Origin of the sequence: Micromonospora costi (assembly GCF_003626655.1) — a bacterium.
Taxonomy (GTDB): Bacteria; Actinomycetota; Actinomycetes; order Mycobacteriales; family Micromonosporaceae; genus Micromonospora; species Micromonospora costi.
The window spans coordinates 573,125-595,463 of sequence record NZ_RBAN01000004.1 but is presented as its reverse complement, the minus strand read 5'-3'; the positions used below and the strand labels follow the sequence as shown (position 1 = coordinate 595,463).

Genomic DNA, 22,339 nt, shown 5'->3' with positions numbered 1-22,339 from the left:
CACGATGACGACGGGTGAACCCGGGTGGGCCGCGGGCGTACCCAACGACGTGGAGATGTGGAGACACGAGCTACGAAGGCTCGGCTGGGCCGCCGGCTGCGCACCGGCGCTGGCCCTGGTGGCGGCGGTGGCGGTGGTCGCCCTCACCGCCGGCGAGGGCCTGGAGCGTCCGCAGGCGTCGCTGGTGCTGCTCACCGGTCTGGAGGCGTTGCTGCCGCTGGCAGTGGCGATGGCGGCGACGTCCGTCGTCGCCGCCGGCCGCGCACGCGAGCTGCACCTCTCGCTGCCGACCCCGTACGCGATGGTCCTGGGCCGCCGACTCGGGTTGCTGGCCGCCGCCACCTCTGCGGTCGCGGTCGTCTTCACCGGAGCGATCTGGGCCGCGGGTCTCTGGTCGGGACCATCGCTCGTCGCGTCGCCGCTGCTCTGGGCGCCGGCCGTGGCCTGGTTGGGAGGCCTGGCGGTCCTCGTCGCGCTGGTTACCCGCAGCCTGCTGCTGGCCACCACCGTCGCCGCCGGCGTATGGCTGGCCCACCAGCTCTTCGCCGCGAGCTTCGCGGCACACGCCTGGTCCCGCCCGCTGTACCTGTTCCCGGTCAGCCGGCTCGACGCCTACCCGGGCTGGATGACCGACCGGCTCGTTCTCACCGCCACGGTCGCGCCTCTCGCCGCCGGGGTCCTGCTCCTGCTCCGGCGACCGGAGCGGATGCTGACCGAGGAGGAAGCATGAGCGGCGTGCGGGAGACGCTGGCCGTCTGCCGGTACGAGTTCCGGATGCAGATCCGCAAACGATCCCTGTGGATCACGATCGCGCTGCTGGCGGGCTCACTCGCCGCCGGTCGGTTCGGCATGGGTCCCCGGTACGCGCCAGCCTCGCCCGGCGCTCCGGCCCGGGAGGTGATGACCCGCTGGGCGTTCCTGTTCTCCGTGATCCTGCCGATCGCGTTCGGGATGGCACTGGCCGACCGGCTGCTGCGTGACCGCCGGTTGCGCACCGCCGAGCTGCTGGCGAGCATGCCGCCCGGGTCGGGGGGCCGGCTCACCGGCACGTTCCTCGGCAGCGTCACGGCGACCGGCGCACCGGCGCTGGCCGCGATGCTCGTCGCCGCCGGCTACGAGACGGTGCGCCGGGGAGACCCGATGATGATTCCCTGGGGCCTCGCGGCGTTCGCCGCGGTCCTCGCCCCGGCGTTGGTCTTCGTCGCCGGATACGCGCTGGTCTGCCCCTTGGTCCTGACCGCGCCGCTGTTCCGGGTGCTGTTCGTCGGCTACTGGTTCTGGGGCAACCTGCTCCTCCCGGCGACCCTGCCCACGCCCACCGGGTCCCTGCTGACGCCGATCGGCAGCTACGCCGCGAGCTGGCTGTTGGGAACGCCGGTCCTGCATGCCGGCATACCCGGCCCGCTGTCGTTCCTGCGGCCGGAGCCGACCGGGTCCGCCGCGGCGGGAAGCATCGCCCTGCTCGTCGTCGCCGGCCTGATCCCGCTCCTCGCGGCTGGCCTGCTGCGTGGCCGTTGGCGTACGGCCTGACCACCGGAAGGTATGCGAATGGACATCGCGATCACGGGACTGCGTCGCTCGTTCGGCCGGGTCACCGCCCTACGCGGCGTCGACCTGACCGTCCGGGGCGGAATGTACGGCCTGCTCGGCGGCAACGGTGCCGGCAAGACCACCCTGATGCGGATCATGGCCGGTGTCATCGCCCCCGGAGCAGGGCAGGTGCGCATCGGCGGATACGACCTGACGACCCGATCCGGGCGGCGTCAGGTCCAACGCCGGCTCGGCTACGTACCCCAGGATCTGGGGCTCTACCCGGACCTGTCACCCCGTGAGTTCCTCGACTACGTGGCCCTGCTCAAAGGCCTGGACGACTCTGCGGCCCGCCGGCGGCAGGTCGAGGAACTCCTCGACGTGGTGGGGTTGACCGGCGTCGCCGGCCGCCGGATGAAGGGCTTTTCCGGCGGCCAGCGCCGCCGCGTGGGCATCGCCCAGGCCCTGCTCGGCGACCCGGCCCTGCTGATCGTCGACGAACCGACCGCCGGCCTCGACCCGGAGGAACGTATCCGGTTCCGGACCCTGCTGGCCGGGCTCGCCGGGCAACGGACCGTGCTGCTCAGCACCCACATCGTGGAGGACGTCGCACAGACCTGCCACGAGACGGCGGTGCTCGCCGCCGGCCAGGTCATCTACAGCGGCTCAGTGGCCGACTTGACCCGGGCCGCCGAGGGAACCACCTGGCAGATGAGCAGCGCCGGGGCGCCACCCATCGAGGGCGTCGTCGTGTCGGCGGTGGCCCGCGAAACCGGCACCCAGTTCCGCGTCATCAGCCCGGCACGTCCGAGCCCTGATGCGACGTCCGTCGCGCCGACCCTGGAGGACGGGTACCTCGCCCTGATGCAGCGACACTCCTCGACGGCCGTCGGGTAACCACCGGCCGGAGCCTGCGCTCGTGGTCGGCTGCGGCACGTCGATCCGGCCGTGGTCTCCGACATCGCCGACTGGCTCCTGCGTCACTGAGCATTAGCCTGCACGGAAGGGTCCTCGCCCGGCCCGGCCGGGCCGGGCGAGGACCCGATGGCCTGTCGTGTCAGCGGACCGTCAGCGAAGCGGGATTCCCGCTCGGCGAGCGGCCTGCTGACCCCCGGACACCGGCAGTGAGAGGTGGCTGACCTTCGTGTCGACGGTGACCGTCGGGCGCGAGGTGAGCGTTTCGGCCGAGTAGCTGCGGTAGCTGCCGACGATGATGACGCCGATCCGGTTGCCGGCGGAGAAGACGTAGTCCTCCGGCAGCAACGGGATGCTGATGTCGTACATCTGGCCGGGCGTCATGGGCTCCGGGGCCGCGACCGAATCGCGGTTCTGGCCGTCGCGGATCCCCTTGGTCACCCGCCACTGCGTGACGTTCGTCGGCCGGTACGCGACGGGCCGGTAGCACCCGTCGTCGGATGGGCTCGACTCGCCGTAGCACTCCTCGGGCAGCGTCGTCTGGAGCACACCGTCGCCGGACCGGTTGTTCTGCGTGCTCGGCCCGTACTCGACGAGGATGGCGCCGAAGTAGGCCTGATCGAGACTGGACGACGCCACGAGGTTGACCACGGGGGTACCGGAGATGCGCAGGTCCTCGGTCAGCGGCGCCGACAGGAAGGCCAGGCGGTTCCCGTTCGCCTGGTCCGGATTGTTGATCATCGTGGCTTCGGTCTGGCTCGGGTTGTCGACGAACGACCGGGTCGTCGGGGCGGCCGTGGCCGGGGTGAGCGCGAGCCCGCCTGCGCTGTCGGCCCCGGGACGCAGCCAGATGTTGACGTTCCCCGTGCCGGGGATCGGCCAGTCCGCGTGCTGCTCCCAGACGCCGACGGACGGTTCCACATCGACCTTCGGCTCGCCCGTGATCCCGTTGTCGATGCCCTGGAGCCAGTAGTCGAACCAGCGGTGCAGCGTGTCGACCCACACGTCCCGGCGGAAGTCGAACGGATCGATGTGTCCGACGCGGCCGACCCACAGCTTGCGCGGGACGTCGTACGTCTTCAGCGCCTGCCAGAACTTGCTGAAGTGGTCGGCTCGGACGTTGTCGTCCTGGATGCCGTGCACGAGGAACACGCTGGCCTTGATCTTCGCGGCGTCGTCGAGGTAGTTCCGCTCGTACCAGAACGGCGTGTAGTCGCCGTGCTCGTCGCCGTCGTCGGCCGCGATCTCGTTCCAGACCGGCGCGCACCTGGATTGACGGGCCGGATCGTCAGCCGTGATGGTCCGGGCGAGAGACCCGAGGTAGTTGTTTCCACGCGTGACGATGCCGTTGCCCCGGGTGTAGTCGTAGTAGTTGTAAGGGCCAGAGATGGGCACGACGGTGGACAGGCCCTCCACGCCGGACACCGCGGCGGCCATGGCCAGGGCCCCGTCGTACGACTTTCCGATCATCCCCGACTTGCCGTTGTGCCAGTCGACCACCACCGGATCGCCGTTGGCGTCGTGCGCGTCCCGCCGGCCGTTGAGCCAGTCGACCACCAGCGGCCCGGTGGCGTTCTCGTTCGCACCCTGGATCGTCGGGCAGCCGGTGGAGCCGGCCGTGCCGACCATGTCGACGAGCGCGACCGCGTAGCCGCGAGGCACGAAGTAGTTGTCGTAGAACAGCGGCCAGCGGTCCAGGAGTCCGTCACCATCGGTGTCCGCCTTGAGTTCGGACTCGTTGCCGCGCCCCAGGGTCGTGTAGTACGGGCTGTTGTCGATGATGACGGGGGCCTTCAGGCCGTGCTCGGTGGCGGCCGGCCGGATGAGGTCGACACGGATGACGTCCTTGACGCCGTCCCGGTCGCTGTCGGCCTCGGTGTCGATCCAGACCCGCTCGCGGATCGCATCGGCGTATCCGAACACCGGCTGGGTCACGCCGTCCGCCACGGTGACCGTCGGCGCGTCGACCCGCTCGGCGGCGACCGCCGGTGTCGTCACGGCCAGCATCGCCACCACTGCCCCGACCGGAATGATCGATCTCATGCCTGCCCTCCTCCTCCGGCCTGCGGCAACGCTCTCCTGAGACGCCGGCGCGACCATCACCGCACGCTACGAAAGGGCCGATTGATCGTCATCAGGCAGATGCACGAAGTCCGCTGCGTGGCGCATAGACATCTGCTGAGGGGCCAGCGCTGTCCGTCGCCTGCACTGACGGACAGCAGCAGTGCCCTTCGGAGCGCGTGACCTCCGGTGTCGGGGTGGAGCGAGGAGCAACGGCGGCGGCCCCGGGTGCTCCTAAACGCCGGGTGCGCCTTCGATGGTGACCGGCTGTCGGAGGATGGTCCGGTGCTTCGCGGGCGCGACCCTGCGGAAGTCGCTGAGGTAGATCTCGTGGTGCGTGCCGACCATGCGAAACCCGTGGCCGGGGATGACCTCGTGGTGCAGGTGCGCGAGCACGTTCGCTTCGTCGTCGAAGGAACCGACGTGCAGCGTCTGCACGCACCGCCCCTCGGACAGCGTCTCCAGACGGACCTCGTCCAGACGGGCCGGCCGGTTCCTGGCCCGGGTCTGCTCGACAGCGGTGCTGACCATGGTCTGGTCGATCCAGTCCGGGACCATGAGCATCAGCGTCCAGTCCCACCGCGACTTGTCGCGTGCCACCGTGAAGGCAGCCATGTCCTCGGCCCACCACAGGCCTTCCAGGGGCGGCACGACATAGTCGCGCCCGAGGTCTCGCTTGCTCGCGAACTTCAGTTTGTACGCCACCGGGTAGAGCGCTTCGACCGCCTCGCTGAAGGCGGACGAGGTGTTGGGGTCGCCGTGGCCGTCGATCATGAGGTATCGCATGTCGGGCACGTCCACGACCCGGAACCGGCCCTGCCGTGCCTGGTAGGCGTCGAGGGTCTTCTTGAAGTCAGTCCTGCTCGTCATCGGGCACCTGGGCTCGGGCGGCGAGCCACCGCTTTTCCGCTTGCAAGAGGCTCAATGAGTACGAGAACACCTCACGTGCCGCCGGCGTGAGGGGAGGCTGTGCCCGTCGCGCCGCCTGGATCGCGGCGATCCGGGTTTCGATCTGCGTCAGGCGGGTGCGCAGCGCCCGCGTGTATTGCCGCTCCGAGAGTAGGGGCAGGTTGGCGAGGCCGACCAGCAGCGGTTGCGCGATCGGCCGTGGCTCGGCGACGAGGTCGAGGGCGGTGCGTGCCGCGACCTCGCGGCCGGCGGTGGTGGCGTGGAAGACGCGGCGCGATTTCGCGGCGGTGGGAGCCTCCGGGACGTGGAGCAGGCCGCGTTTCTCCAGCTTGGTGAGCAGGTAGTAGATCGAGGAGAACCCGATGTCGGTCCACTGCCGGATCCCGCGTTGCTCGATCACCTGCTCGAGGTCGTAGCCGTGCTGCGGGCGTTCGATGACGAGGCCCAGCACGGTCAGCTCGGCGGGAGTCAGCTCCACGCCGTATTCTAGCACTAGAATAGGTGTCCATGATCGGTGGCGAGCCTCGGTCGCGGACCGGGTCGCGTGGCGGGATGCGCCCGGGCGGTAGGGGCGGTGCCGGTCGCCGGGCGGCCGGTAGGGTCGTCGCGTGGATCTGGACGACATTGCCGCCCGGCTCGGGGTGCCCGTCGAGGACGTCCACCGCGTTCACCGGCTCGCCGGCGACCGGCCGTCGGCTCCGCTGCCCGACAAGGCCGACGCGCCCGCGATCCTCGACCGGCTCGCGGTGCGGGCGGACGACGCGGCCGAGATCATGGCGGGCTGGCCCGACCCCGACTCTCCTCTCTGGACTCCGGAGCTGCGCTGGCTGCTCGACCGCTCGATCGCCCTGGTCCGCGCCGACCTGGGAGGCCACGGCTGGCTGCCGCCCGGTCCGGAGCTGCCGCGCGAACGGGGGCTCGCCTGGCGACATCTCTACGTCTACGCGTACCTGGCGCTGGTCGACGTCGTCAGGGCGTACCACCGCGACCACGGCATCGACGATGCCGTGTCCTGGGCGACGCTCGCGGACCTGGGCCGCAACCTCGCGATCGACCGGCGGATGCGGCGCGAGGGCTGGCCGGTCATGCAGGCCTGGCTGACGCTGCACGTGCGCGGTGGCATCTACGAGCTGGGCCGGTTGCAGCACCAGCGCGGCGACAGCACCATCGACCTGCACATCCCCGAGTCCGGGCCGATGACCCCGGAGGCGGTCGCGGCGTCGCTCCACGAGGCCCGCGCGTTCTTCCCTCGCCACTTTCCCGACGAGCACTACACGGCGTTCTCCTGCGGCTCGTGGCTGCTCGACCCGCAACTGCTGGAATACCTGCCCGAGGACTCCAACATCGTCCGGTTCCAGCGGATGTTCGAGCTGGAGCCCTACGAGGAGCCGGAAGGGCTGGACGCCGACGTCGAGGTGCTGCGGTTCGTGTTCCGCACCCTCACCACGCCGCTCGACCAGCTGCCGCGCCGCACCGTGCTCCAGCGTGCGATCGTCGATCACCTCAAGGCGGGCCGCCACTGGCAGATCCGCCGCGGCCGCTTCCCGATCTAGTCGCCGATGAGTAGCTGCAGCGTCTCGCGGTAGCGCTGGAAGGCGGCCCGCCCCTGCTCGGTGAGGGAGAACCAGGTGCGTGGTCGTTTCCCCTCGTAACCCTTGACCACGGTGATGTATCCGGCGGCATCGAGGGTGGCGATGTGTTTGGACAGGAGCGAGTCGCTGACCTCGACCGTGTCCCGCAGGAAGCCGAAGGTGATGCGCTCGGCGCCGGCCAGCGCCGCCATCACCGAGAGGCGCACCGGCGCGTGGATCACCTCATCGAGTTGGTGTCGGGGATGGACGTGGCTGTTGGTCATCGGCGCGTGATCCGCCATGCCAGTAGCAGGAACGGCGCTGCGGGGAGCAGGCCGACCAGCACGACCCATGGCGTGAGACCGTCCGGTAGCACGAATCGGTTCAGGAGGATGGTCACCAGGGCCAGCCCGACGCTGGCCCAGACGGTCAGTTCTTCCCGGCGGGTGTCGCCGCGGTCGACCACGCGCCGACGGAACGCGATGAGGCCCAGGAGGGCCATCACCAGCAGCACACCGGGCAGCACGAAATCGTCGACGGTCTCCGGGAACGCCTTGAGACCCGTGTAGAACGCGGCCGTGAAGACCGCCATGATCAGGGCCGCGGCGACGGGCCACCAGCGGTCACGTCGCACACGTGTTTCGACGCGGTGGATCTCGCTCAGTGCCCTCCGCGGATCGATGCCTGAAGGATCCGTCACGGGCTCATGGTGGCACTTACTTCACTCCCGTTCAAGTACTGTCGCGCGAGTGGGATCGGCCGGGTTCGGACCCGGGGCCTCTGGTCGGGCGCGTGTGCGGAACGGGGCGAGGGTGGCGCGGATCTGCTCGCCCGCGCCCCAGTCGTCGTCGAACTGGGCCAGCACGGCGAGGTGCTGTCGCAGTTGGACGATCGGCATGCGAGCCCGCCAGTCGCGGTCGAGGGAGGTCAGCTCCGCATAGACCTCGAAGAACCGTTGCGCCTCGGGCGGGGGCGAGGTGGACCACACGTGGGCGAGGTCGACCTCCGCCCACATGTAGGACACCGCCGGGTCGATCAGCGCCGGCTGCCCGTCCGGCGTTGCCAGGAGGTTCTGCGTCCACAGGTCGCCGTGCGTGAGGCATGCCGGCCGGTTCGGCAGCAAATCCGCCAGCCGGTGACACAGCCGCTCCAGCGCGGCACGGTCTTCGCGGTCGAGTGCCGCGTCGACGCGCGGTTCCCCGAGCCACCGAAGCAGCCGGTGCTGTGCGAAGAAAGCGAAGCCGTCGTCGTCCCACGTGTTGATCTGCCTGCGGCGACCCAGCCAGTTGTCGCGGTGCCACCCGAAACGGGGATGGGTCGTGCCCAGGTGCAGGCGGGCGAGCGCGTGCGCGAGCTGCTCCCAGAAGGTCTCGTCGCGCGGCCTCGGTCGCAGCACCGACAGCACGAGCAGGTCCCGGTCCGCGAGGATCACGTCGGGGGTCGCCACGCCGCCGAGCTCACGCAGGGCGGCCAGCCCCTCGGCCTCCGCGACGAAGACATCGTCGGCCGGCGCGTCGGCGAAGGCCTTGACGAACACCGGCGGTGCGTCCCGACGGGCCGCTATGCCCGCGAGCGCCGCGAGGCCACCCGTCGCCGGCTCGACCGCGACGACATCGGGCATCCCGGCTCGGAGCAGACGCTCCTGGAGGAACGGTGCGGAGAGCGCCACGACAGGCTCCTCCCTGTCCGGGTGCACGTGCGCAAGATCCTACGTGGGCAGCGGATGCGAGGAGCCGGACCACGGGCTCGGGTTCAGATGCGCCGATCCGCTCGTCGTGGGTACGCCGCGACGAGTGCGGCGGAGGCACACAGGGCAGCGGTCCAGGCCAGCGTGGCGGCGGCCGAGGTGCGGTCGGCGATGGCCCCGGCCGCCCAGGGGCCGATGGTCTGGCCGGCGGCGAAGACCGTGGTGAAGGCGGAAAGGGTGGGTGTCCAGTCCTCGGGAGGCGTTGCGCCGCGGATGGTCGCGGTGACGGCGGCCGGAACAGTCATGAAGGTGGCGCCGTAGGTCAGGACCGAGACGGCGAGGACGGCGTGTGACGAACTGACGAGGGGAAGGGCGCTCGCGGCGGCGAGGAGAGCCAGCAGGGTGGTGAGGACGCGGGCCGGTGGCCATCTGCCCATCAGGGGGTCCCACACGCGCGGTGCGGCGACGGCGCTGATTCCCAGGACGGTCCACAGCGTGCTGATCTGCCACACGGGCGTGTGTTCCTGAGCCAGGGCGGCGGACAGGAAGGTGACGTAGGCGATGTATCCGCCTGCGAAGAGCAGGTAGGCAACGGCGGTGCGCCACAGCGGCCGTATCCGGCGTCGACCCGTGGCCGACCGGAGCTCGGGTCCGTCGACGCGTGCGGCGGTCCAACTGGCGACGGTGGCCAGGAGGGCGAAGGCGGCCAGGCCGAGCCAGGCCATCGGCCAGTCGTGCGGGGCGTACGCCATCATGCCTGGAAGCGATGCGCCGCTGATGGCGATGCCCAGCCCGGCCCCGGCGAAGTAGATCGTGATCGGAGCGGGTGAGCGTACGGCGGCGGCGCTGCGCGACGCGATCACGCCTCCCGCGACGAAGACCAGGGCGCCACCGATGCCGGCGGCCGCGCGTGCGGTGAGCAGCGCCAGGTAAGCGCCGCTCACCGCGGTGGCGGCCAGGGCCAGGGCGGTGAGCACCATGCCGAGGCGGAAGGTGGCCGTCGGCCCCCGTCGCCGCGCCGCGATGCCCGCGAGCACGGCTCCCAGAAGGTATCCGAGGCTGTTGGCGGTGGTCAGCGCACCGGCTTGGGCGAGGCTCCAGTGCAGATCGGTTCGCATGGCCGGGAGGAGCAGGCCGTAGGCGAAGCGGGAGATCCCCAGGGCCGACGCGGTTCCGAGTGCCAGCCGTGCGGCGCTCCACCGATAGTCGGGAGCTTGCCGGGGGAGCGAGCCCGCCGTGGGGGTCAGGTTCACCGGGGGCTGTCCTTCAGGTGCCTGTCGAGGAAGGCGATGACCGTGCGGGCGAGGGCGACCCGGTGGTCGGACAGGGCGTGGTCGGTGTGGAAGACGTGGTGTTCGAGGCCGGGCACCGGGTGGGCGAGGTAGGCGTCCACCAGTGGCTCGTGGTGGACGCCGGCGGGGGTGACGGTGTCACGGTCGGTGCCGATCAGCAGCACGGGCCGGGTGGCCAGCCGCGGCGCGAGACGAGCGAGGCTCCACGAGTCCCCTGCCGCCTCCATCTCGGTGACCAGCGCCCCCGCGCTGGTGCCGCGGAGGGGGAGCAGTTCGCCCGCCCAGTCTTCGAGGTAGGCAGCTCGCACGGCCGGGTCGCTCCGGCAGGCGGCCGCGGCCGTCCCGAAGTCGAACCCGGCCACCGAACCGGCTGCGGCCACGCCGGGGTCGGCGGCCGCGGTCATCAACGCGGCGAAACCGCCCGCGCTGTGACCGATGACGGCCAGCCGGCGCGGGTCGAGAGCGTGGACGGTGGCTGTCTCCGGCTCGCGCAGGTGGGCGACCACGCGAGCGGAGTCCTCCAGCACGTGTGCCCAGGACCAGGAGCCGTCGACCCCCCACGAGCCGCGGTAGTGGAACACCAGCGCCGCGTAGCCCGCCCGACGCAACGCCTGCGCGAGGTCGAAGTTCCGCTCGTGTCCGGGGAAGCCGTGCAGCAGGACGACGACGGGGTGCGGGCCGGGGCCCGGCGGCAGGTGCAGGACGCCCAGCAGCGTTGCGCCCGCGCTCGGGATGGTGACGGGCACGGTGCGCGCGGCAGGCTGCCCAGGGATGGGATCGGTGACGAGGGGGTCCGGCACAGCGTACTCCTTAGATAGAACCGACCGGTTCGATCAGGACGCTAACAGAAGATCGAACCGACTGGTACCATCTATTCGTGCCCGTTCCCAAAGGCAGCAGCCTGGACCCTGACCGCACCCGCGCGGCGGTCCTTCGCACCGCGGAGGGCATCCTCTACGCGCGCGGGCTCGATGGCGTGGGCATCGCGGAGTTGTGCGCCGAGGCGGGCATCTCCAAGGAGACGCTGTACCGCCACTTCGGGTCCAAGGACGGGCTCGTCCGCGCCGTCCTGGAAGCCCGCAGCGACCGCGTCACGCGCTGGCTGGCCCGAGCCGCCGAAGACGCGGGCGACGAGCCGGCGGCCCAGCTCGCCGCGGTATTCGACGCCATCGGCGTCTGGTTCGACGAACCCGGCTTCCGCGGCTGCGCGATCGTCAACGCCGCCACCCAACACCACACCGCCCCGGCCAGCACCATCGCGGCCCGCCATCTCGGGCGCCACCTGGACCTGCTCACCGCGATCGCCACTCGAGCCGGAGCGGCGAATCCCGCCGCTCTGGGACGGCAGCTCCTCCTGCTTCTGGAGGGCGCGATCGTGGTCGCCGACCACCGGGAAGGCCCGGGCACCGCGAACGACGCCCGGGACGCGGCCCTCGCCCTTCTTCACCACGCGACCAGACGTCGCACCGACAGGTAAGAGGGACCAGGCGCTGCGGGTGAAGACCTCGGCGCCGTGAGCGCGGATCGTCGGACGGCCGTCCCGCGTGAACCGGTCAGGACGCGGGTGAGCCGTGCCGGATCGCGGCCGCCTCCTGCTCGGTCGCGACCACCGGCGGCGCGGCCGGCATGGGTTGGCGGGCGGTCTCCGGCGCGAAGTACACCGCGATGCCGCCGATCAGCCCGGCCGCGACCAGCATGAAACCCGGAGCGATGAGGCTGTGGGTGCTGTCGACCAGCGCCGCGGCGACCAGAGGCGTCGTGCCGCCGAACAGCGAGGTCGAAATGTTGTACGTGATGGACAGCGCGCCGGCCCGAACCCGGGTCGGGAACAGGGTCGGCAGCGTGCCTGGCTCGGTGCTGTCGAAGCAGAGGTACATGAGGCCGACGAGCAGCGTGCCGAAGAAGACGGCAACCACCGTACGCTGCTGAATGATCAAGAAGGCCGGCACGGAGAGGACGAAGAGCAGGACGCAACCGGTCATCATGACGGGCCGGCGCCCGATGCGGTCGGACAGGCGCCCCGCGAACTGGAGCAGCACCATGAGGATCACCAGAACGACCACCACCACGATCAGTGACGTGTTCTGGGAGAAACCGAGCTGCGCCGACAGATAGCTGGGCAGGTACGCGGTGAGCATGTAGCTGGGCACGTTCAGCACGAGGACGAGGCCGAGGCAGACCAGCAGCGGGCGGCGCTGGTGGCGCACGAGGTCGCCCACCTCCTTGCGCAGCCCGGTGGAGCGCGCCGGCGCCCGGCTCTCCAGGTGTTCGAAGGCCGGCGTCTCGGCCAGCCGCAGGCGCAGGTACAGGCCGACGAGACCGAGCGGGCCGGCGACGAGGAACGGGATACGCCAACCCCAGGAGTCGAGGTCGGCGCGGGACAGCACCGAGGTCAAGACGGTCACCAGCGAGGCACCCAGCACGAAGCCGGTCAGCGTGCCGAACTCGAGCCAGCTGGCCACGAAGCCGCGTCGGCGGTCAGGCGAGTGCTCGGTGATGAACGTCATCGCCGAGCCGTACTCGCCGCCCGTGGAGAAGCCCTGGACGAGTCGGGCCAGCAGGAGCAGTATCGGGGCCCACACGCCGATCTGGGCGAATCCGGGCAGCAGCCCGACGGCGAACGTACCGAACGCCATCGTGATCACGGTCAGCACGAGGACCCGCTTGCGACCGATGCGGTCGCTCAGCGGGCCGAAGAAGATGCCGCCCAGGGGGCGGACGATGAAGGCCGCGGCGAAGGTCGCGAACGACGAGAGGAGCTGCGCTGACCCGCTGGCCTCGGGAAAGAACACCCGCCCGATCGTCACGGCGGTGAAGCTGTACACCCCGAAGTCGAACCACTCGATCATGTTGCCGACCGCGGTCGCCGCGACCGTACGCCGGAGATCGCCGAGGCGGACGACCGTCACCGCGCCCGGGGCGGGCGTCGCCGTCTCGCCGTCGTCGGCCGGTGTCGCGCCGTCCGGACCGGCGTCGTCGCTCATCTCGTACGCCCTCCTGGCCCGTGAGCCGACCGCGGCGAGCGATCATGGCGGACGGCCGTCACCTCCGAGAGGGCGCGCATTCCCGGTCATGCGTGGACGAAACGCACCTCAGCGACGCCGTCGGCGTCGCGCCAACCGCCACCCCACGTAGGCGAACACGGCACAGGCCGCGGCGGCGACCACGAACCACTGGAGGCGGTGCACGTCCGCCACGATGGCCTGGATGTGGTTCCCGGCGAGGTAGCCGATAGTGGCCCACACGCCGACCCAGACCGCGGCGCCGAGGGCGTTGTAGAGGACGAACAGTCGCCACGGCATGCCGCTGGCCCCGGCGATGAGCCCGTTGAACTGCCGCAGGCCCTCGACGAACCGGGCGCCCGCGACGAGCTTCGGACCGTGGCGGGTCATCACCGCCTCCAGCCGCGCGAACCGCTGCGGAGTCAGGCGCACGTGCCGGCCGTAGCGCAGGATGAGCCGCCGCCCGCCGGTGCGACCGATCAGGAAGGCGATGCTGTCGCCGATCACCGCGGCGAGGAACGCCGTCACCGCGACCCCGACGATGGCCAGTCGGCCCTGGGCGGCGTACCCGGCGCCGAGGACGATCGCCGTCTCGCCCGGAGCGGGGACGCCGAAGCTCTCCACCCCCACCAACAGGGCGAGGCCCAGGTAGCCGTAGTGCGCCACCAGGTTGGTGAGGAAGTCGACGACGTTCACCGCCGTGCCGGCTCGGTGGGAGCCGGCACGGCGCCGGACGGCGGACGGGCGCCGGGCAGCCTGGTGCGGCGGTGGGGCTCGCGCACGGCGGACACACTCAGCCTGTTCCCGCTGCCGAAAGCAGCATGCCGCGCGGCGCGCACACCAGCGTCAGGGGCGGTGGGTGCGCACGGTGTCGTCGTCGCTGCGGCGTCGTGTCGTGGCCCAGGACGGGAGCCAGGCCCTCTCGGGCAGCGGTGCGAGGCTCGCGAGGTGGTTGATGATCGCGTGGAGTCCCGGGTGCGGGTTCGTCCTGGGCAACATGAGGGAGAGCGGGTAGGCGAGCGTCGGGTTCACGATCGGGATGCGGCGCAGGTCGTGGCTCGTCGGCCAGATGTACCGGTCGCGCGCGCCGACGAGGGTGGCCACGTCGGTGGAGTCCGCGAGGGCGTCGAGGAGAACCTCGTTGCCGAAGTTCGGGCCCGCCGCGTCGATGCGCAGGTCGAAGGCGGTGGCGAGCTCGTCGTAGAACTCGGCCCATTCGCTCCGGGGCGCGATCCCCGGCACCCAGATCCGACGGTCGCGCAGCTGGGGTGGGGTGAGCGTCCGGGCGGAGGCGAGCGGATGCCTGGGGCCGACGAGGAGTTCCAGCGGAGAGTCGAAGGCGTGGATCATCTGTACGTCGTGCGGCAGCGTGGCCGCATCGGTGACGGTGCGGAACGAGGCGTCGATCTCGCCCGTCTGGACGGCGACGGCCGCCACATGGGGGTCGTTGACCCTGAGGGTCACGACGTCGAGGTCGGTTTCGGGGTGCGATCGCCAGTAGTCGTGCAGAACGACGGCCTGCGCGCTCCGTAGGCCCAGTACGTCGATCCGAAGGGCCCGCGAGCCGGGCCGGACGGCGTTGACGGCGCGGTCGACACCCGTCACGACGGTCCGTGCGTGCGGGAGGAAGGCCTGACCGTCGAGTGTCAGCTCGACCCCTCGGGCGGTACGGGTGAACAGGCGGACGCCCAGCTCGCGCTCCAGGGCGGCGATCCGCTTCGAGACCGCCTGCTGTGTGACGCCCAGCTCGTCGGCCGCGTGCTGCAGCTGCCCCACCTCGGCCGCCCGGACGAACGACCGCACCGCCTCGGTATCCATCGGCACAGCCTAGGCCGTACAACTGACCGTTGTGGCCCCCCGCAGGAGCCGGTCGGTTCGTCCTGCGGATGAGGGTTCGGGGACACAAACAACGGTTGTCGCGAGGGACTCGTGTCCGATGTCGGCCGGCAGTGCTGCGCCGGGTGATGACGCGCCGGTCGCTAGGACGCCTGGTGGACGCGCATGTCGGCCAGCCAGACGTCGGCCAGGTCGCTGAGGGGGACGTCGAGGGCCTGGCTGAGGCAGACCACGGTGCCGAACGCCGGTGCGGGCAGGCGGCCCGCTTCGATCTTGCGCAGCGTCTCGGGGGAGATGCCGGCCGCCAGGGCCACCTCGACGAGGCTGCGGCCGGCCCGCGCGGCCCGGAGGGCGACTCCGAGGCGCTGGCCCGCCGCGATCTGTTCGGCGGTGAGTGGTTGGCGAACCATGCCAGCAGGATACCCCCGGAGCAGCACCCATCCGGCGTGGTATAAAAATACCGCAGACGAGAGGGAGGCTGTCGTGATCGAGCTCAAGTCCGCCGAGGAGATCGGCCGGATGGCGGTGACCGGCCAGTTCGTCGGCGAGCTGCTCGCCGAGCTGAGCACCGTCGCCGCAGTCGGCGTCAACCTGATGGACCTCGAACACCACGCCCGCCGCCGGATCTCCGAACGCGGCGCCGAATCCTGCTACTGGGACTACGCCCCGTCGTTCGGCCGCGGCCCGTTCCGCAACGTGTTGTGCCTGTCGGTGAACGACGCGGTGCTGCACGGCCTGCCGCACGACTACGTCCTGCGCGACGGTGACCTGCTCAGCATCGACATGGCGGCCGGTATCGACGGCTGGGTCGCTGACTCCGCGCTCTCCGTCATCGTCGGCACCCCTGACCCGGAAGACCTGAAGCTGATCGAGGCCACCGAGGTCGCACTGGAGGCCGGCATCGCCGCCGCCCAGCCCGGCGGACGCCTCGGCGACATCTCCGCAGCGATCGGCGAGGTCGCCCGTTCCTACGGCTACGGCGTCAACGGCGAGTTCGGCGGCCACGGCATCGGCCGCACCATGCACGAGGCCCCGCACGTCTCCAACGACGGCCGTGCCCGCCGCGGCCTCAAACTCCACCCCGGACTCACCATCGCCATCGAACCCTGGTTCTGCCGCACCACGGACAAGATCAAATTCGACCGCGACGGCTGGACGATCCGCTCCGCCGACGGCTCCCGCACCGCCCACTCCGAACACACCGTCGCCATCACGGCCTCCGGCCCCCAGGTCCTGACCCGCCGTCCCGGTCAGGGTGCCACCTCGGCCGATTCCACCGAGAAGTCGGCCGCGGCCTCCTGAGCCACACCCTGCCGCGGGGTGCGACCCGGGCGTCCCGGGGATGGGCCGGCCGCGAACTCCTGAGCAATCCCAGCCGCACTCTGCCCGATCGGCCCAAGATCGCACAAGATCCTGGAAGTAGTGGCCTCAACGGCCGGCGGAGGCCACTACTTCCAGGATGTCGCTCGATCCACCGGGCTGACCACGACCGCACAGTAGAGGACGCGGTGACGCGGAACGAACATCATTTAGCGGTTGACGCGTTTCCGGAAACGTAGGCTCCCCCGTCTTGCCTGGGACAACTCGGCTTCGCGGTGCCCCCAAGGCTGACGCCGTGGACGCGATTGAAGGCCGCGCTGAAGCAACCTTTTCCGTCCACAGCCGACCCGCTGCCGGCGCTGCCACATGGCGATCTCCGACGGCGTCTCCGGCGTCGACAGCGTCGCGTCGCGTACCTCGACCTTGTCGCCGCGTTGGTGCGCCTCCTCGGCGAGCCGCGCGATCCTGCTGCCGCAGTAGGCGGCGTAGACGGAGGCCCCGGCGCCCGCGACCGCGAGCCCGGCCTTCACCGCGCCGACCGTGCCGAAGCCCTTCTGCAACAGCATGCGCCGCCCACCCACGCGGGCCAGCTGCGCGCCGGCGAGCAGGGTGGCGCCGATGCCGAGCCACTGCACCGGGCCGAACCGGCCCCAGGCCGACTCGGCGACGCGGATGCGGTCGATGCCGTCCCGCAGGTCACTGCCCGACTTGTTCACTCCGGCGACACCCATCACCGTCCCGCCGAACCAGAGAGCGGATCCGATGTCGTGCACCGCCTGGGCGACGGCGTGGTTGTCGGTGGCGGTCATCTGCATCGCGGGCTCCTCGGCGGGCGGACTTTGTCGGTGTCCCTGACATTCGTTCGCTTTGGCCCGATTGAAGCATCTTCACTGTCCCCGTACCCGCCGAATGCCCGGGACGGCCACGCGTCCGTTCCGGCGCATGGCCGGGCGCTGCGGCGACGCCGTGCCTAGTGCGCCGGCGAGGGGGCCTCCGGCGGGCGGCCGGCGGCATGGCGGGCGTCGGCGAGGGCGAGGGCGAGCAGGACGCCCCCGGCCACGGCCGACGCCGCCAGGGGCGGGGCGAAGTACAGGGGGACGGCGGTCAACGCGAGAGCGGCGACGGCGACGACCCGGCGCAGCGACAGCCGGTTGAACACGGCGCGTTCCAGGCGGATCCGGCCGTAGATGAACAGTGCCGGTCCGCCGAGGCTCGCGGCGAGCCACGCCGGCTCGGGACGGCCGTCCGGGTGGTTCAGCACGATCTCGAAGCCGACCGCGGTCGCCATGATGCCGAGCACCATGACGATGTGGGCGAGGCCGAGGGCGCGGCCCGCTTCGTACTTCCCCCGGGCCGCGGCGAAGGCTTCGGCGAGGATCTGGCCGGAACGGTAGAAGTAGATGCGCCACAGCAGCACCGTGGACAGGAACGCCACTGCCAGCCCCGTCGCGGTCAGCGGAGTGATCGGGTTTGCGGTGAACGTGGTGCCGACGGCGAGCACGGTCTCCCCGAGGGCGATCATCAGGAACTGCTGGTAGCGCTCGGGCAGGTGGTGCTTGCTGTCCATGGCCCAGGCACTGACCCGAGGGCGGGCCATGCCCGGCACCGGCCAGCGCAGCTGCGCGGCCACGATGTCCACGGTCACGGCGGCGCCCCACACCGCGGCGCGGGCGCCGCCACTGACGGCCGCACCGGCGAACCAGATCACCGCCGAAGCCACGCACCACAGCACGGTCCGCCGGTAGAGCTGCCCCAGGGGGTGGCCGCGCAGCGCGGGCATGAGGATGAGCGGCCGGCCGCACTGGAGGAGCACGTACGGCACGACGAACGCCAGCCCACGGCCGACGAACGCGTGCGGGACCGACGAGGCCATGACCAGCATCCCGAAGGCGCTGGCGAGGACGATCCACTGGATCTTGCGGCGGCGGGGGTCGAACCAGCTGGTGATGTGCGCGGTCGTGATCCACAACCAGATCAGCGGCAGCGCCAGGACGAGCAGGAAGGCCATCGACCGCCACCGCACGACCACGTCCTCGCTGATGATGTCCCGCGCGACCCGGGTGACGACCCCGGCCAGGGCGAACACCAGCACCAGGTCGACGAACAGTTCCAGGAAGTTGGCCTGCCGCACGTCCTCGCGACGCAGCAGCAGGTCCTCACCCTGTCCACCGCCGTCCCGACGCCCCATACCGCTCATCCTCGTCGGGTGTGATCGCGGTCACAGCGAGTTGGGCGCCGTACACCCGGAGGAATGCGCCCGTGCCGGGAGGATCTGACCCGGCGGTGAGGGTGGGGCAGCAGACCCGCACGCTCGCCGGTGTCCCCCCTCAGTGAAAGGGGCTCGTCATGGTCATGAACACGCTGTTCGGGTCGTCGGTGTAGGAACCGAACGGCGGGCAGGGGACGAATCCCGCCTTGGCGTACAGGGCTCTGGCCGGGGCGAAGAACTCCATGCTGCCGGTCTCCAAGGAGATCCGGTGAACGTGGCGTGCCCGCGCGTCGCCCAACAGATGGTCGAGGACACGGCTCGCGATGCCCTGGCCCCGGCGCGCCGGATCGGTCCGCATGCTCTTGAGCTCCTCGTGACCCGGCTCCAGGGCGGCCAGTGCGCCGGTTCCGGCGATCTCGCCGCCGATCGAGGCGACCCACAGGCGGACGTCCGGCCTGCGCAGTCCGTCGAGGTGCAGCGCGTGCCGACTCTCGGGAGGGGCGGTGGGCGCGAGGTCGTCGAGATGCGCCTGGAGGAACGCCGCCAGTCGGGGATCGTCGAAGTCGGCGCGTTCGATGCTCAGGTGCATGGTGCGATGGTGTCGGTACCGTGTTGCGGTTCCATTTCGGCGGCGGGGTGACGGTCACCACGTCGGCGCCGTGTCGCCCCGCCTGCCCGTGCACCCGATATGGTCGCAATCCACCGCTCCGTCGACATGCGCCGGATTGAAGCCGAACCAAAACTTGAACAATTCCAGACGAGTGGACTATGGTCGTTCGCATGGCGTCCGACCTCGAGGCGCAGCTGCGGGCGGTCTCGTTGCGCGTGACCCAGCCCCGGTTGGCGGTGCTCGCCGCCCTCCGCGACCACCCGCACGTCGACACCGCCACGGTGATCGCACTGGTGCGCGCGAACCAGCCCACGGTCTCCCACCAGGCCGTCTACGACGTGCTGCGCACCCTCACCGACGCCGGTCTGGTGCGGCGCATCCAACCCGCCGGCGCCACCGCACGGTACGAAGCGCGTGTGGGGGACAACCACCACCATGTCGTGTGCCGCTCCTGCGGCGCGATCGCCGACGTCGACTGCGCCGTCGGCGAGGCTCCCTGTCTCACCGCCTCCGACGACCACGGCTTCGTGGTCGACGAGGCGGAGGTCGTCTACTGGGGCACCTGCCCCGGCTGCGCGACCGACCGCATCGCCCAGTGATCCGCCAGTTCGGAAGGAACCAGATGAGCGACACCCAGGACAACGCGCCCGTCAGCGCCCAGGGCGTGGACAAGAAGGAGGCGGCCGGCTGCCCGGTCGCGCACGACTCCGTGACCGCGCACGGCAGCGAGAGCGAGAACCCGGCGATCGACTCGCCGACCCCGAAGACCGGCGGTCGTCCGCGCAGCAACCGGGACTGGTGGCCCAACCAGCTCGACCTCTCGGTGCTGCACGCTCAGTCGCCCAAGGGCAACCCGCTGGGAGCGAACTTCAACTACGCCAAGGAGTTCGCGAAGCTCGACGTCGAGGCCCTCAAGCAGGACATCATCCAGGTTCTCACCACCTCGCAGGACTGGTGGCCGGCCGACTTCGGCCACTACGGCGGCCTCATGATCCGGATGAGCTGGCACGCCGCCGGCACCTACCGCATCCACGACGGCCGCGGCGGCGCCGGTGATGGCGGCCAGCGGTTCGCCCCGCTCAACAGCTGGCCCGACAACGCCAACCTCGACAAGGCCCGCCGGCTGCTCTGGCCGGTCAAGCAGAAGTACGGCCAGAAGATCTCCTGGGCCGACCTGCTCGTGCTCGCCGGCAACGTCGCCCTGGAGTCGATGGGCTTCAAGACCTTCGGCTTCGCCTTCGGCCGCGAGGACGTCTGGGAGCCGGAGGAGATCTTCTGGGGTCCGGAGGACACCTGGCTCGGCGACGAGCGCTACGTCTCCGAGAAGGAGATGGCGGCCGGCGTCGGGGCCACCGAGATGGGCCTCATCTACGTCAACCCGGAGGGCCCCCGCGGCAACGCGGACCCGGCCGCGGCGGCGCACTTCATCCGCGAGACCTTCGCCCGCATGGCGATGAACGACGAGGAGACCGTCGCCCTCATCGCCGGCGGCCACACCTTCGGCAAGACCCACGGCGCCGCCGTCGCCGACAACCACGTGGGCCCCGAGCCCGAGGCCGCCCCGCTGGAGGCGCAGGGCCTGGGCTGGCTGAGCACCCACGGCAGCGGCAAGGGCCCGGACACGATCACCAGCGGCCTCGAGGTGACGTGGACCGACCGGCCGACCGAGTGGAGCAACCGGTTCTTCGAGATCCTCTTCGCCTACGAGTGGGAGCTCACCACCAGCCCCGGCGGCGCGAAGCAGTGGGTCGCCAAGGACGCCCCGGAGATCATCCCGGACCCGTTCGACGCGTCGAAGAAGTACAAGCCGACGATGCTCACGACCGACCTGGCCCTGCGCGTCGACCCGACGTACGAGAAGATCTCGCGCCGCTTCCTGGAGAACCCGGACGAGTTCGCGCTGGCGTTCGCCAAGGCCTGGTACAAGCTGCTGCACCGTGACATGGGCCCGGTCAGCCGCTTCCTCGGCCCGTGGGTTCCGGAGGTCCAGCTGTGGCAGGACCCGGTGCCGGCCGTCGACCACGAGCTCGTGGGCGACGCCGACGTCGCGGCCCTCAAGGCGAAGGTCCTGGAGTCCGGCCTCACGACCGCCCAGCTGGTCTCCACCGCCTGGGCCTCGGCCGCCAGCTACCGGTCCACGGACAAGCGCGGTGGCGCCAACGGCGCCCGGATCCGTCTCGAGCCGCAGCGCAGCTGGGAGGTCAACCAGCCCGAGCAGCTCGCGACGGTCCTGGAGACCCTCGAGGGCATCCAGCGCGAGTTCAACTCCACCGGCGGGGCGAAGATCTCCCTCGCGGACCTCATCGTGCTGGCCGGTTCGGCCGCGGTCGAGAAGGCGGCGCGCGACGCCGGCGTCGACGTGACCGTGCCGTTCCACCCGGGCCGCACCGACGCCTCGCAGGAGCAGACCGACGTCGAGTCCTTCCGGGTCCTCGAGCCGCGCGCCGACGGGTTCCGCAACTACCTGCGTCCCGGCGAGAAGACCCAGCCGGAGGTGCTGCTCGTCGACCGCGCCTACATGCTCAACCTGACCGCGCCCGAGATGACCGTCCTCGTCGGCGGCCTGCGCTCCCTCGGCGCGAACGTCGGTGGCTCGCAGCACGGTGTCCTCACCGACAAGCCCGGCGTGCTCACCAACGACTTCTTCACCAACCTGCTCTCCCCGGGCACCCGGTGGAAGGCGTCGGAGTCCGAGGAGCACGTGTACGAGATCCGCGACCTGGCCACCGACCAGGTGAAGTGGACCGCCACCGCGGTCGACCTCATCTTCGGTTCCAACTCGCAGCTCCGGGCCCTGGCCGAGGTGTACGCCAGCCAGGACGCCCGCGAGAAGTTCGTGACCGACTTCGTCGCGGCCTGGACCAAGGTGATGGAGCTGGACCGGTTCGACCTGGTCTGATCCGGCGCCACCCGACGAGCCCCGGCCGATCCACCCGATCGGCCGGGGCTCGCGCGTCGAAGCCGACCCTGGGCACGACCGGCGCCGCCTGTGGCAGCATCGGCCACAGTGCCCGTCCAGAGACCGCCGGGAGGATCCATGGCAGCCGGACCCGTACTGGTGATCGGCCTGGATCCCGTTCGGATCCCGGGCTGGGATCCGCAGCCGGTCGTAGCGGCGATCGCGCGCGGTCAGGCGGCGCTCCGCGATCGTGATGTCGAGGCCGACTGGTGCCTGGTGGCACCCGACGAGAACCCCGAAGAAGCGATCGTCGACGCACTGACCCGGAGGCGGTACGCCTGCGTGGTGGTGGGCGGCGGCATCCGCACGTACGAGCCGTTGCTTGCGCTCTTCGAGACCGTGGTCAACCTTGTCCGGCAGCACAATCCCGGCGCCGCGATCGCCTTCAACAGCAGCCCCGAGGACACCGTCGACGCCGCTCTGCGGTGGCTGCGGTAG

General features: G+C 70.9%; 24 protein-coding genes. 9 read left to right on the top strand and 15 right to left on the bottom strand.

Annotated elements, in window-relative coordinates:
- Positions 1-4 precede the first annotated feature (4 nt).
- Genes D7193_RS24510 through D7193_RS24500 form a run of 3 tightly spaced genes read left to right on the top strand, consistent with a single transcriptional unit; the run spans position 5 to position 2,427 of the window.
- On the top strand, positions 5-730 hold the full coding sequence (locus D7193_RS24510) for a hypothetical protein (RefSeq protein ID WP_147434440.1): 726 nt from the start codon (positions 5-7) through the stop codon (positions 728-730).
- The gene (locus tag D7193_RS24505; RefSeq protein ID WP_120781869.1) at positions 727-1,530 is read left to right on the top strand and encodes a hypothetical protein; all 804 of its coding nucleotides are present in this window, start codon (positions 727-729) and stop codon (positions 1,528-1,530) included. Before D7193_RS24510 ends, D7193_RS24505 begins: the two co-directional genes overlap by 4 nt.
- 18 nt (positions 1,531-1,548) lie before the next feature.
- The gene (locus tag D7193_RS24500) at positions 1,549-2,427 is read left to right on the top strand and encodes an ABC transporter ATP-binding protein (RefSeq protein WP_120781868.1); all 879 of its coding nucleotides are present in this window, start codon (positions 1,549-1,551) and stop codon (positions 2,425-2,427) included.
- A 171-nt stretch (positions 2,428-2,598) separates the two neighbouring features.
- On the opposite strand, the gene D7193_RS24495 is transcribed toward D7193_RS24500, so the two are convergent.
- The 3 genes from D7193_RS24495 to D7193_RS24485 all read right to left on the bottom strand — a co-directional run bounded on the left by D7193_RS24495 (position 2,599) and on the right by D7193_RS24485 (position 5,893).
- Positions 2,599-4,488, bottom strand: a complete 1,890-nt coding sequence (locus tag D7193_RS24495) for a CocE/NonD family hydrolase (RefSeq protein WP_120781867.1) — start codon at positions 4,486-4,488, stop codon at positions 2,599-2,601.
- Between the two features lie 252 nt (positions 4,489-4,740).
- Positions 4,741-5,376, bottom strand: a complete 636-nt coding sequence (locus D7193_RS24490) for a GyrI-like domain-containing protein (protein WP_120781866.1) — start codon at positions 5,374-5,376, stop codon at positions 4,741-4,743.
- The gene (locus D7193_RS24485) at positions 5,360-5,893 is read right to left on the bottom strand and encodes a PadR family transcriptional regulator (RefSeq protein ID WP_120781865.1); all 534 of its coding nucleotides are present in this window, start codon (positions 5,891-5,893) and stop codon (positions 5,360-5,362) included. Before D7193_RS24485 ends, D7193_RS24490 begins: the two co-directional genes overlap by 17 nt.
- 130 nt (positions 5,894-6,023) lie before the next feature.
- Between D7193_RS24485 and D7193_RS24480 the strand changes: the two genes are divergently transcribed.
- Positions 6,024-6,968, top strand: a complete 945-nt coding sequence (locus D7193_RS24480; protein ID WP_120781864.1) for an acyltransferase domain-containing protein — start codon at positions 6,024-6,026, stop codon at positions 6,966-6,968.
- On the opposite strand, the gene D7193_RS24475 is transcribed toward D7193_RS24480, so the two are convergent.
- The 5 genes from D7193_RS24475 to D7193_RS24455 all read right to left on the bottom strand — a co-directional run bounded on the left by D7193_RS24475 (position 6,965) and on the right by D7193_RS24455 (position 10,765).
- On the bottom strand, positions 6,965-7,270 hold the full coding sequence (locus tag D7193_RS24475; protein WP_206611963.1) for a winged helix-turn-helix domain-containing protein: 306 nt from the start codon (positions 7,268-7,270) through the stop codon (positions 6,965-6,967). The genes D7193_RS24480 and D7193_RS24475 overlap by 4 nt on opposite strands.
- Entirely contained in the window at positions 7,267-7,686 is a 420-nt protein-coding gene (locus D7193_RS24470) for a hypothetical protein (RefSeq protein WP_147434439.1), read from the bottom strand. Before D7193_RS24470 ends, D7193_RS24475 begins: the two co-directional genes overlap by 4 nt.
- Before the next feature lie 21 nt (positions 7,687-7,707).
- Positions 7,708-8,655, bottom strand: a complete 948-nt coding sequence (locus D7193_RS24465) for a fructosamine kinase family protein (RefSeq protein WP_241563371.1) — start codon at positions 8,653-8,655, stop codon at positions 7,708-7,710.
- A gap of 83 nt (positions 8,656-8,738) precedes the next feature.
- Positions 8,739-9,926: a YbfB/YjiJ family MFS transporter gene (locus tag D7193_RS24460; protein ID WP_206611962.1), complete on the bottom strand. Its 1,188-nt coding sequence runs from the start codon at positions 9,924-9,926 to the stop codon at positions 8,739-8,741.
- The gene (locus D7193_RS24455; RefSeq protein WP_120781861.1) at positions 9,923-10,765 is read right to left on the bottom strand and encodes an alpha/beta hydrolase family protein; all 843 of its coding nucleotides are present in this window, start codon (positions 10,763-10,765) and stop codon (positions 9,923-9,925) included. Before D7193_RS24455 ends, D7193_RS24460 begins: the two co-directional genes overlap by 4 nt.
- Before the next feature lie 77 nt (positions 10,766-10,842).
- Between D7193_RS24455 and D7193_RS24450 the strand changes: the two genes are divergently transcribed.
- Positions 10,843-11,442, top strand: coding sequence for a TetR/AcrR family transcriptional regulator (locus D7193_RS24450; protein WP_120781860.1), 600 nt, complete (start codon positions 10,843-10,845; stop codon positions 11,440-11,442).
- Positions 11,443-11,518: 76 nt separating this feature from the next.
- Here D7193_RS24450 and D7193_RS24445 read toward each other — a convergent pair whose 3' ends face one another.
- From D7193_RS24445 to D7193_RS24430, 4 genes are all read right to left on the bottom strand, one after another.
- Positions 11,519-12,949, bottom strand: a complete 1,431-nt coding sequence (locus D7193_RS24445) for an MFS transporter (RefSeq protein WP_206611961.1) — start codon at positions 12,947-12,949, stop codon at positions 11,519-11,521.
- A gap of 108 nt (positions 12,950-13,057) precedes the next feature.
- A complete protein-coding gene (locus D7193_RS24440; protein WP_120781859.1) occupies positions 13,058-13,663 on the bottom strand; it encodes a DedA family protein in 606 nt (201 codons plus the stop codon).
- Positions 13,664-13,813: 150 nt separating this feature from the next.
- Positions 13,814-14,785, bottom strand: coding sequence for a LysR family transcriptional regulator (locus tag D7193_RS24435; protein ID WP_120781858.1), 972 nt, complete (start codon positions 14,783-14,785; stop codon positions 13,814-13,816).
- A 161-nt stretch (positions 14,786-14,946) separates the two neighbouring features.
- On the bottom strand, positions 14,947-15,213 hold the full coding sequence (locus D7193_RS24430) for a helix-turn-helix domain-containing protein (protein WP_120781857.1): 267 nt from the start codon (positions 15,211-15,213) through the stop codon (positions 14,947-14,949).
- A gap of 73 nt (positions 15,214-15,286) precedes the next feature.
- Here D7193_RS24430 and map point away from each other — a divergent pair, with 73 nt between their 5' ends.
- A complete protein-coding gene (gene map / locus D7193_RS24425) occupies positions 15,287-16,105 on the top strand; it encodes a type I methionyl aminopeptidase (RefSeq protein WP_120781856.1) in 819 nt (272 codons plus the stop codon).
- Between the two features lie 227 nt (positions 16,106-16,332).
- Here the strand turns inward: map and D7193_RS24420 are convergent, their stop codons facing one another.
- The 3 genes from D7193_RS24420 to D7193_RS24410 form a co-directional block, all read right to left on the bottom strand.
- Complete coding sequence (locus D7193_RS24420) at positions 16,333-16,938, bottom strand: hypothetical protein (protein ID WP_187356268.1); 606 nt, start codon at positions 16,936-16,938, stop codon at positions 16,333-16,335.
- Between the two features lie 155 nt (positions 16,939-17,093).
- Entirely contained in the window at positions 17,094-18,311 is a 1,218-nt protein-coding gene (locus tag D7193_RS24415) for a low temperature requirement protein A (protein WP_158674851.1), read from the bottom strand.
- A 139-nt stretch (positions 18,312-18,450) separates the two neighbouring features.
- Complete coding sequence (locus D7193_RS24410; RefSeq protein WP_120781854.1) at positions 18,451-18,921, bottom strand: GNAT family N-acetyltransferase; 471 nt, start codon at positions 18,919-18,921, stop codon at positions 18,451-18,453.
- Between the two features lie 191 nt (positions 18,922-19,112).
- Here D7193_RS24410 and D7193_RS24405 point away from each other — a divergent pair, with 191 nt between their 5' ends.
- The 3 genes from D7193_RS24405 to D7193_RS24395 all read left to right on the top strand — a co-directional run bounded on the left by D7193_RS24405 (position 19,113) and on the right by D7193_RS24395 (position 22,339).
- The gene (locus D7193_RS24405) at positions 19,113-19,541 is read left to right on the top strand and encodes a Fur family transcriptional regulator (RefSeq protein WP_120782199.1); all 429 of its coding nucleotides are present in this window, start codon (positions 19,113-19,115) and stop codon (positions 19,539-19,541) included.
- A 23-nt stretch (positions 19,542-19,564) separates the two neighbouring features.
- Positions 19,565-21,841 (top strand): catalase/peroxidase HPI, encoded by a 2,277-nt coding sequence (gene katG, locus D7193_RS24400; protein WP_120781853.1) that lies wholly within the window; start codon positions 19,565-19,567, stop codon positions 21,839-21,841.
- Positions 21,842-21,979: 138 nt separating this feature from the next.
- Complete coding sequence (locus D7193_RS24395; protein ID WP_120781852.1) at positions 21,980-22,339, top strand: hypothetical protein; 360 nt, start codon at positions 21,980-21,982, stop codon at positions 22,337-22,339.

What these genes read in the sequence shown, in the direction of transcription:
- D7193_RS24415 (WP_158674851.1), bottom strand. Translation starts at nt 18,311, where the DNA reads ATGGGGCGTCGGGACGGCGGTGGACAGGGTGAGGACCTGCTGCTGCGT.
- katG (WP_120781853.1), top strand. Translation starts at nt 19,565, where the DNA reads ATGAGCGACACCCAGGACAACGCGCCCGTCAGCGCCCAGGGCGTGGAC.
- D7193_RS24420 (WP_187356268.1), bottom strand. Translation starts at nt 16,938, where the DNA reads ATGCAGATGACCGCCACCGACAACCACGCCGTCGCCCAGGCGGTGCAC.
- D7193_RS24495 (WP_120781867.1), bottom strand. Translation starts at nt 4,488, where the DNA reads ATGAGATCGATCATTCCGGTCGGGGCAGTGGTGGCGATGCTGGCCGTG.
- D7193_RS24445 (WP_206611961.1), bottom strand. Translation starts at nt 12,949, where the DNA reads ATGAGCGACGACGCCGGTCCGGACGGCGCGACACCGGCCGACGACGGC.
- D7193_RS24410 (WP_120781854.1), bottom strand. Translation starts at nt 18,921, where the DNA reads ATGCACCTGAGCATCGAACGCGCCGACTTCGACGATCCCCGACTGGCG.
- D7193_RS24510 (WP_147434440.1), top strand. Translation starts at nt 5, where the DNA reads ATGACGACGGGTGAACCCGGGTGGGCCGCGGGCGTACCCAACGACGTG.
- D7193_RS24405 (WP_120782199.1), top strand. Translation starts at nt 19,113, where the DNA reads ATGGCGTCCGACCTCGAGGCGCAGCTGCGGGCGGTCTCGTTGCGCGTG.
- D7193_RS24500 (WP_120781868.1), top strand. Translation starts at nt 1,549, where the DNA reads ATGGACATCGCGATCACGGGACTGCGTCGCTCGTTCGGCCGGGTCACC.
- D7193_RS24490 (WP_120781866.1), bottom strand. Translation starts at nt 5,376, where the DNA reads ATGACGAGCAGGACTGACTTCAAGAAGACCCTCGACGCCTACCAGGCA.
- D7193_RS24475 (WP_206611963.1), bottom strand. Translation starts at nt 7,270, where the DNA reads ATGACCAACAGCCACGTCCATCCCCGACACCAACTCGATGAGGTGATC.
- D7193_RS24435 (WP_120781858.1), bottom strand. Translation starts at nt 14,785, where the DNA reads ATGGATACCGAGGCGGTGCGGTCGTTCGTCCGGGCGGCCGAGGTGGGG.
- D7193_RS24430 (WP_120781857.1), bottom strand. Translation starts at nt 15,213, where the DNA reads ATGGTTCGCCAACCACTCACCGCCGAACAGATCGCGGCGGGCCAGCGC.
- D7193_RS24395 (WP_120781852.1), top strand. Translation starts at nt 21,980, where the DNA reads ATGGCAGCCGGACCCGTACTGGTGATCGGCCTGGATCCCGTTCGGATC.
- D7193_RS24505 (WP_120781869.1), top strand. Translation starts at nt 727, where the DNA reads ATGAGCGGCGTGCGGGAGACGCTGGCCGTCTGCCGGTACGAGTTCCGG.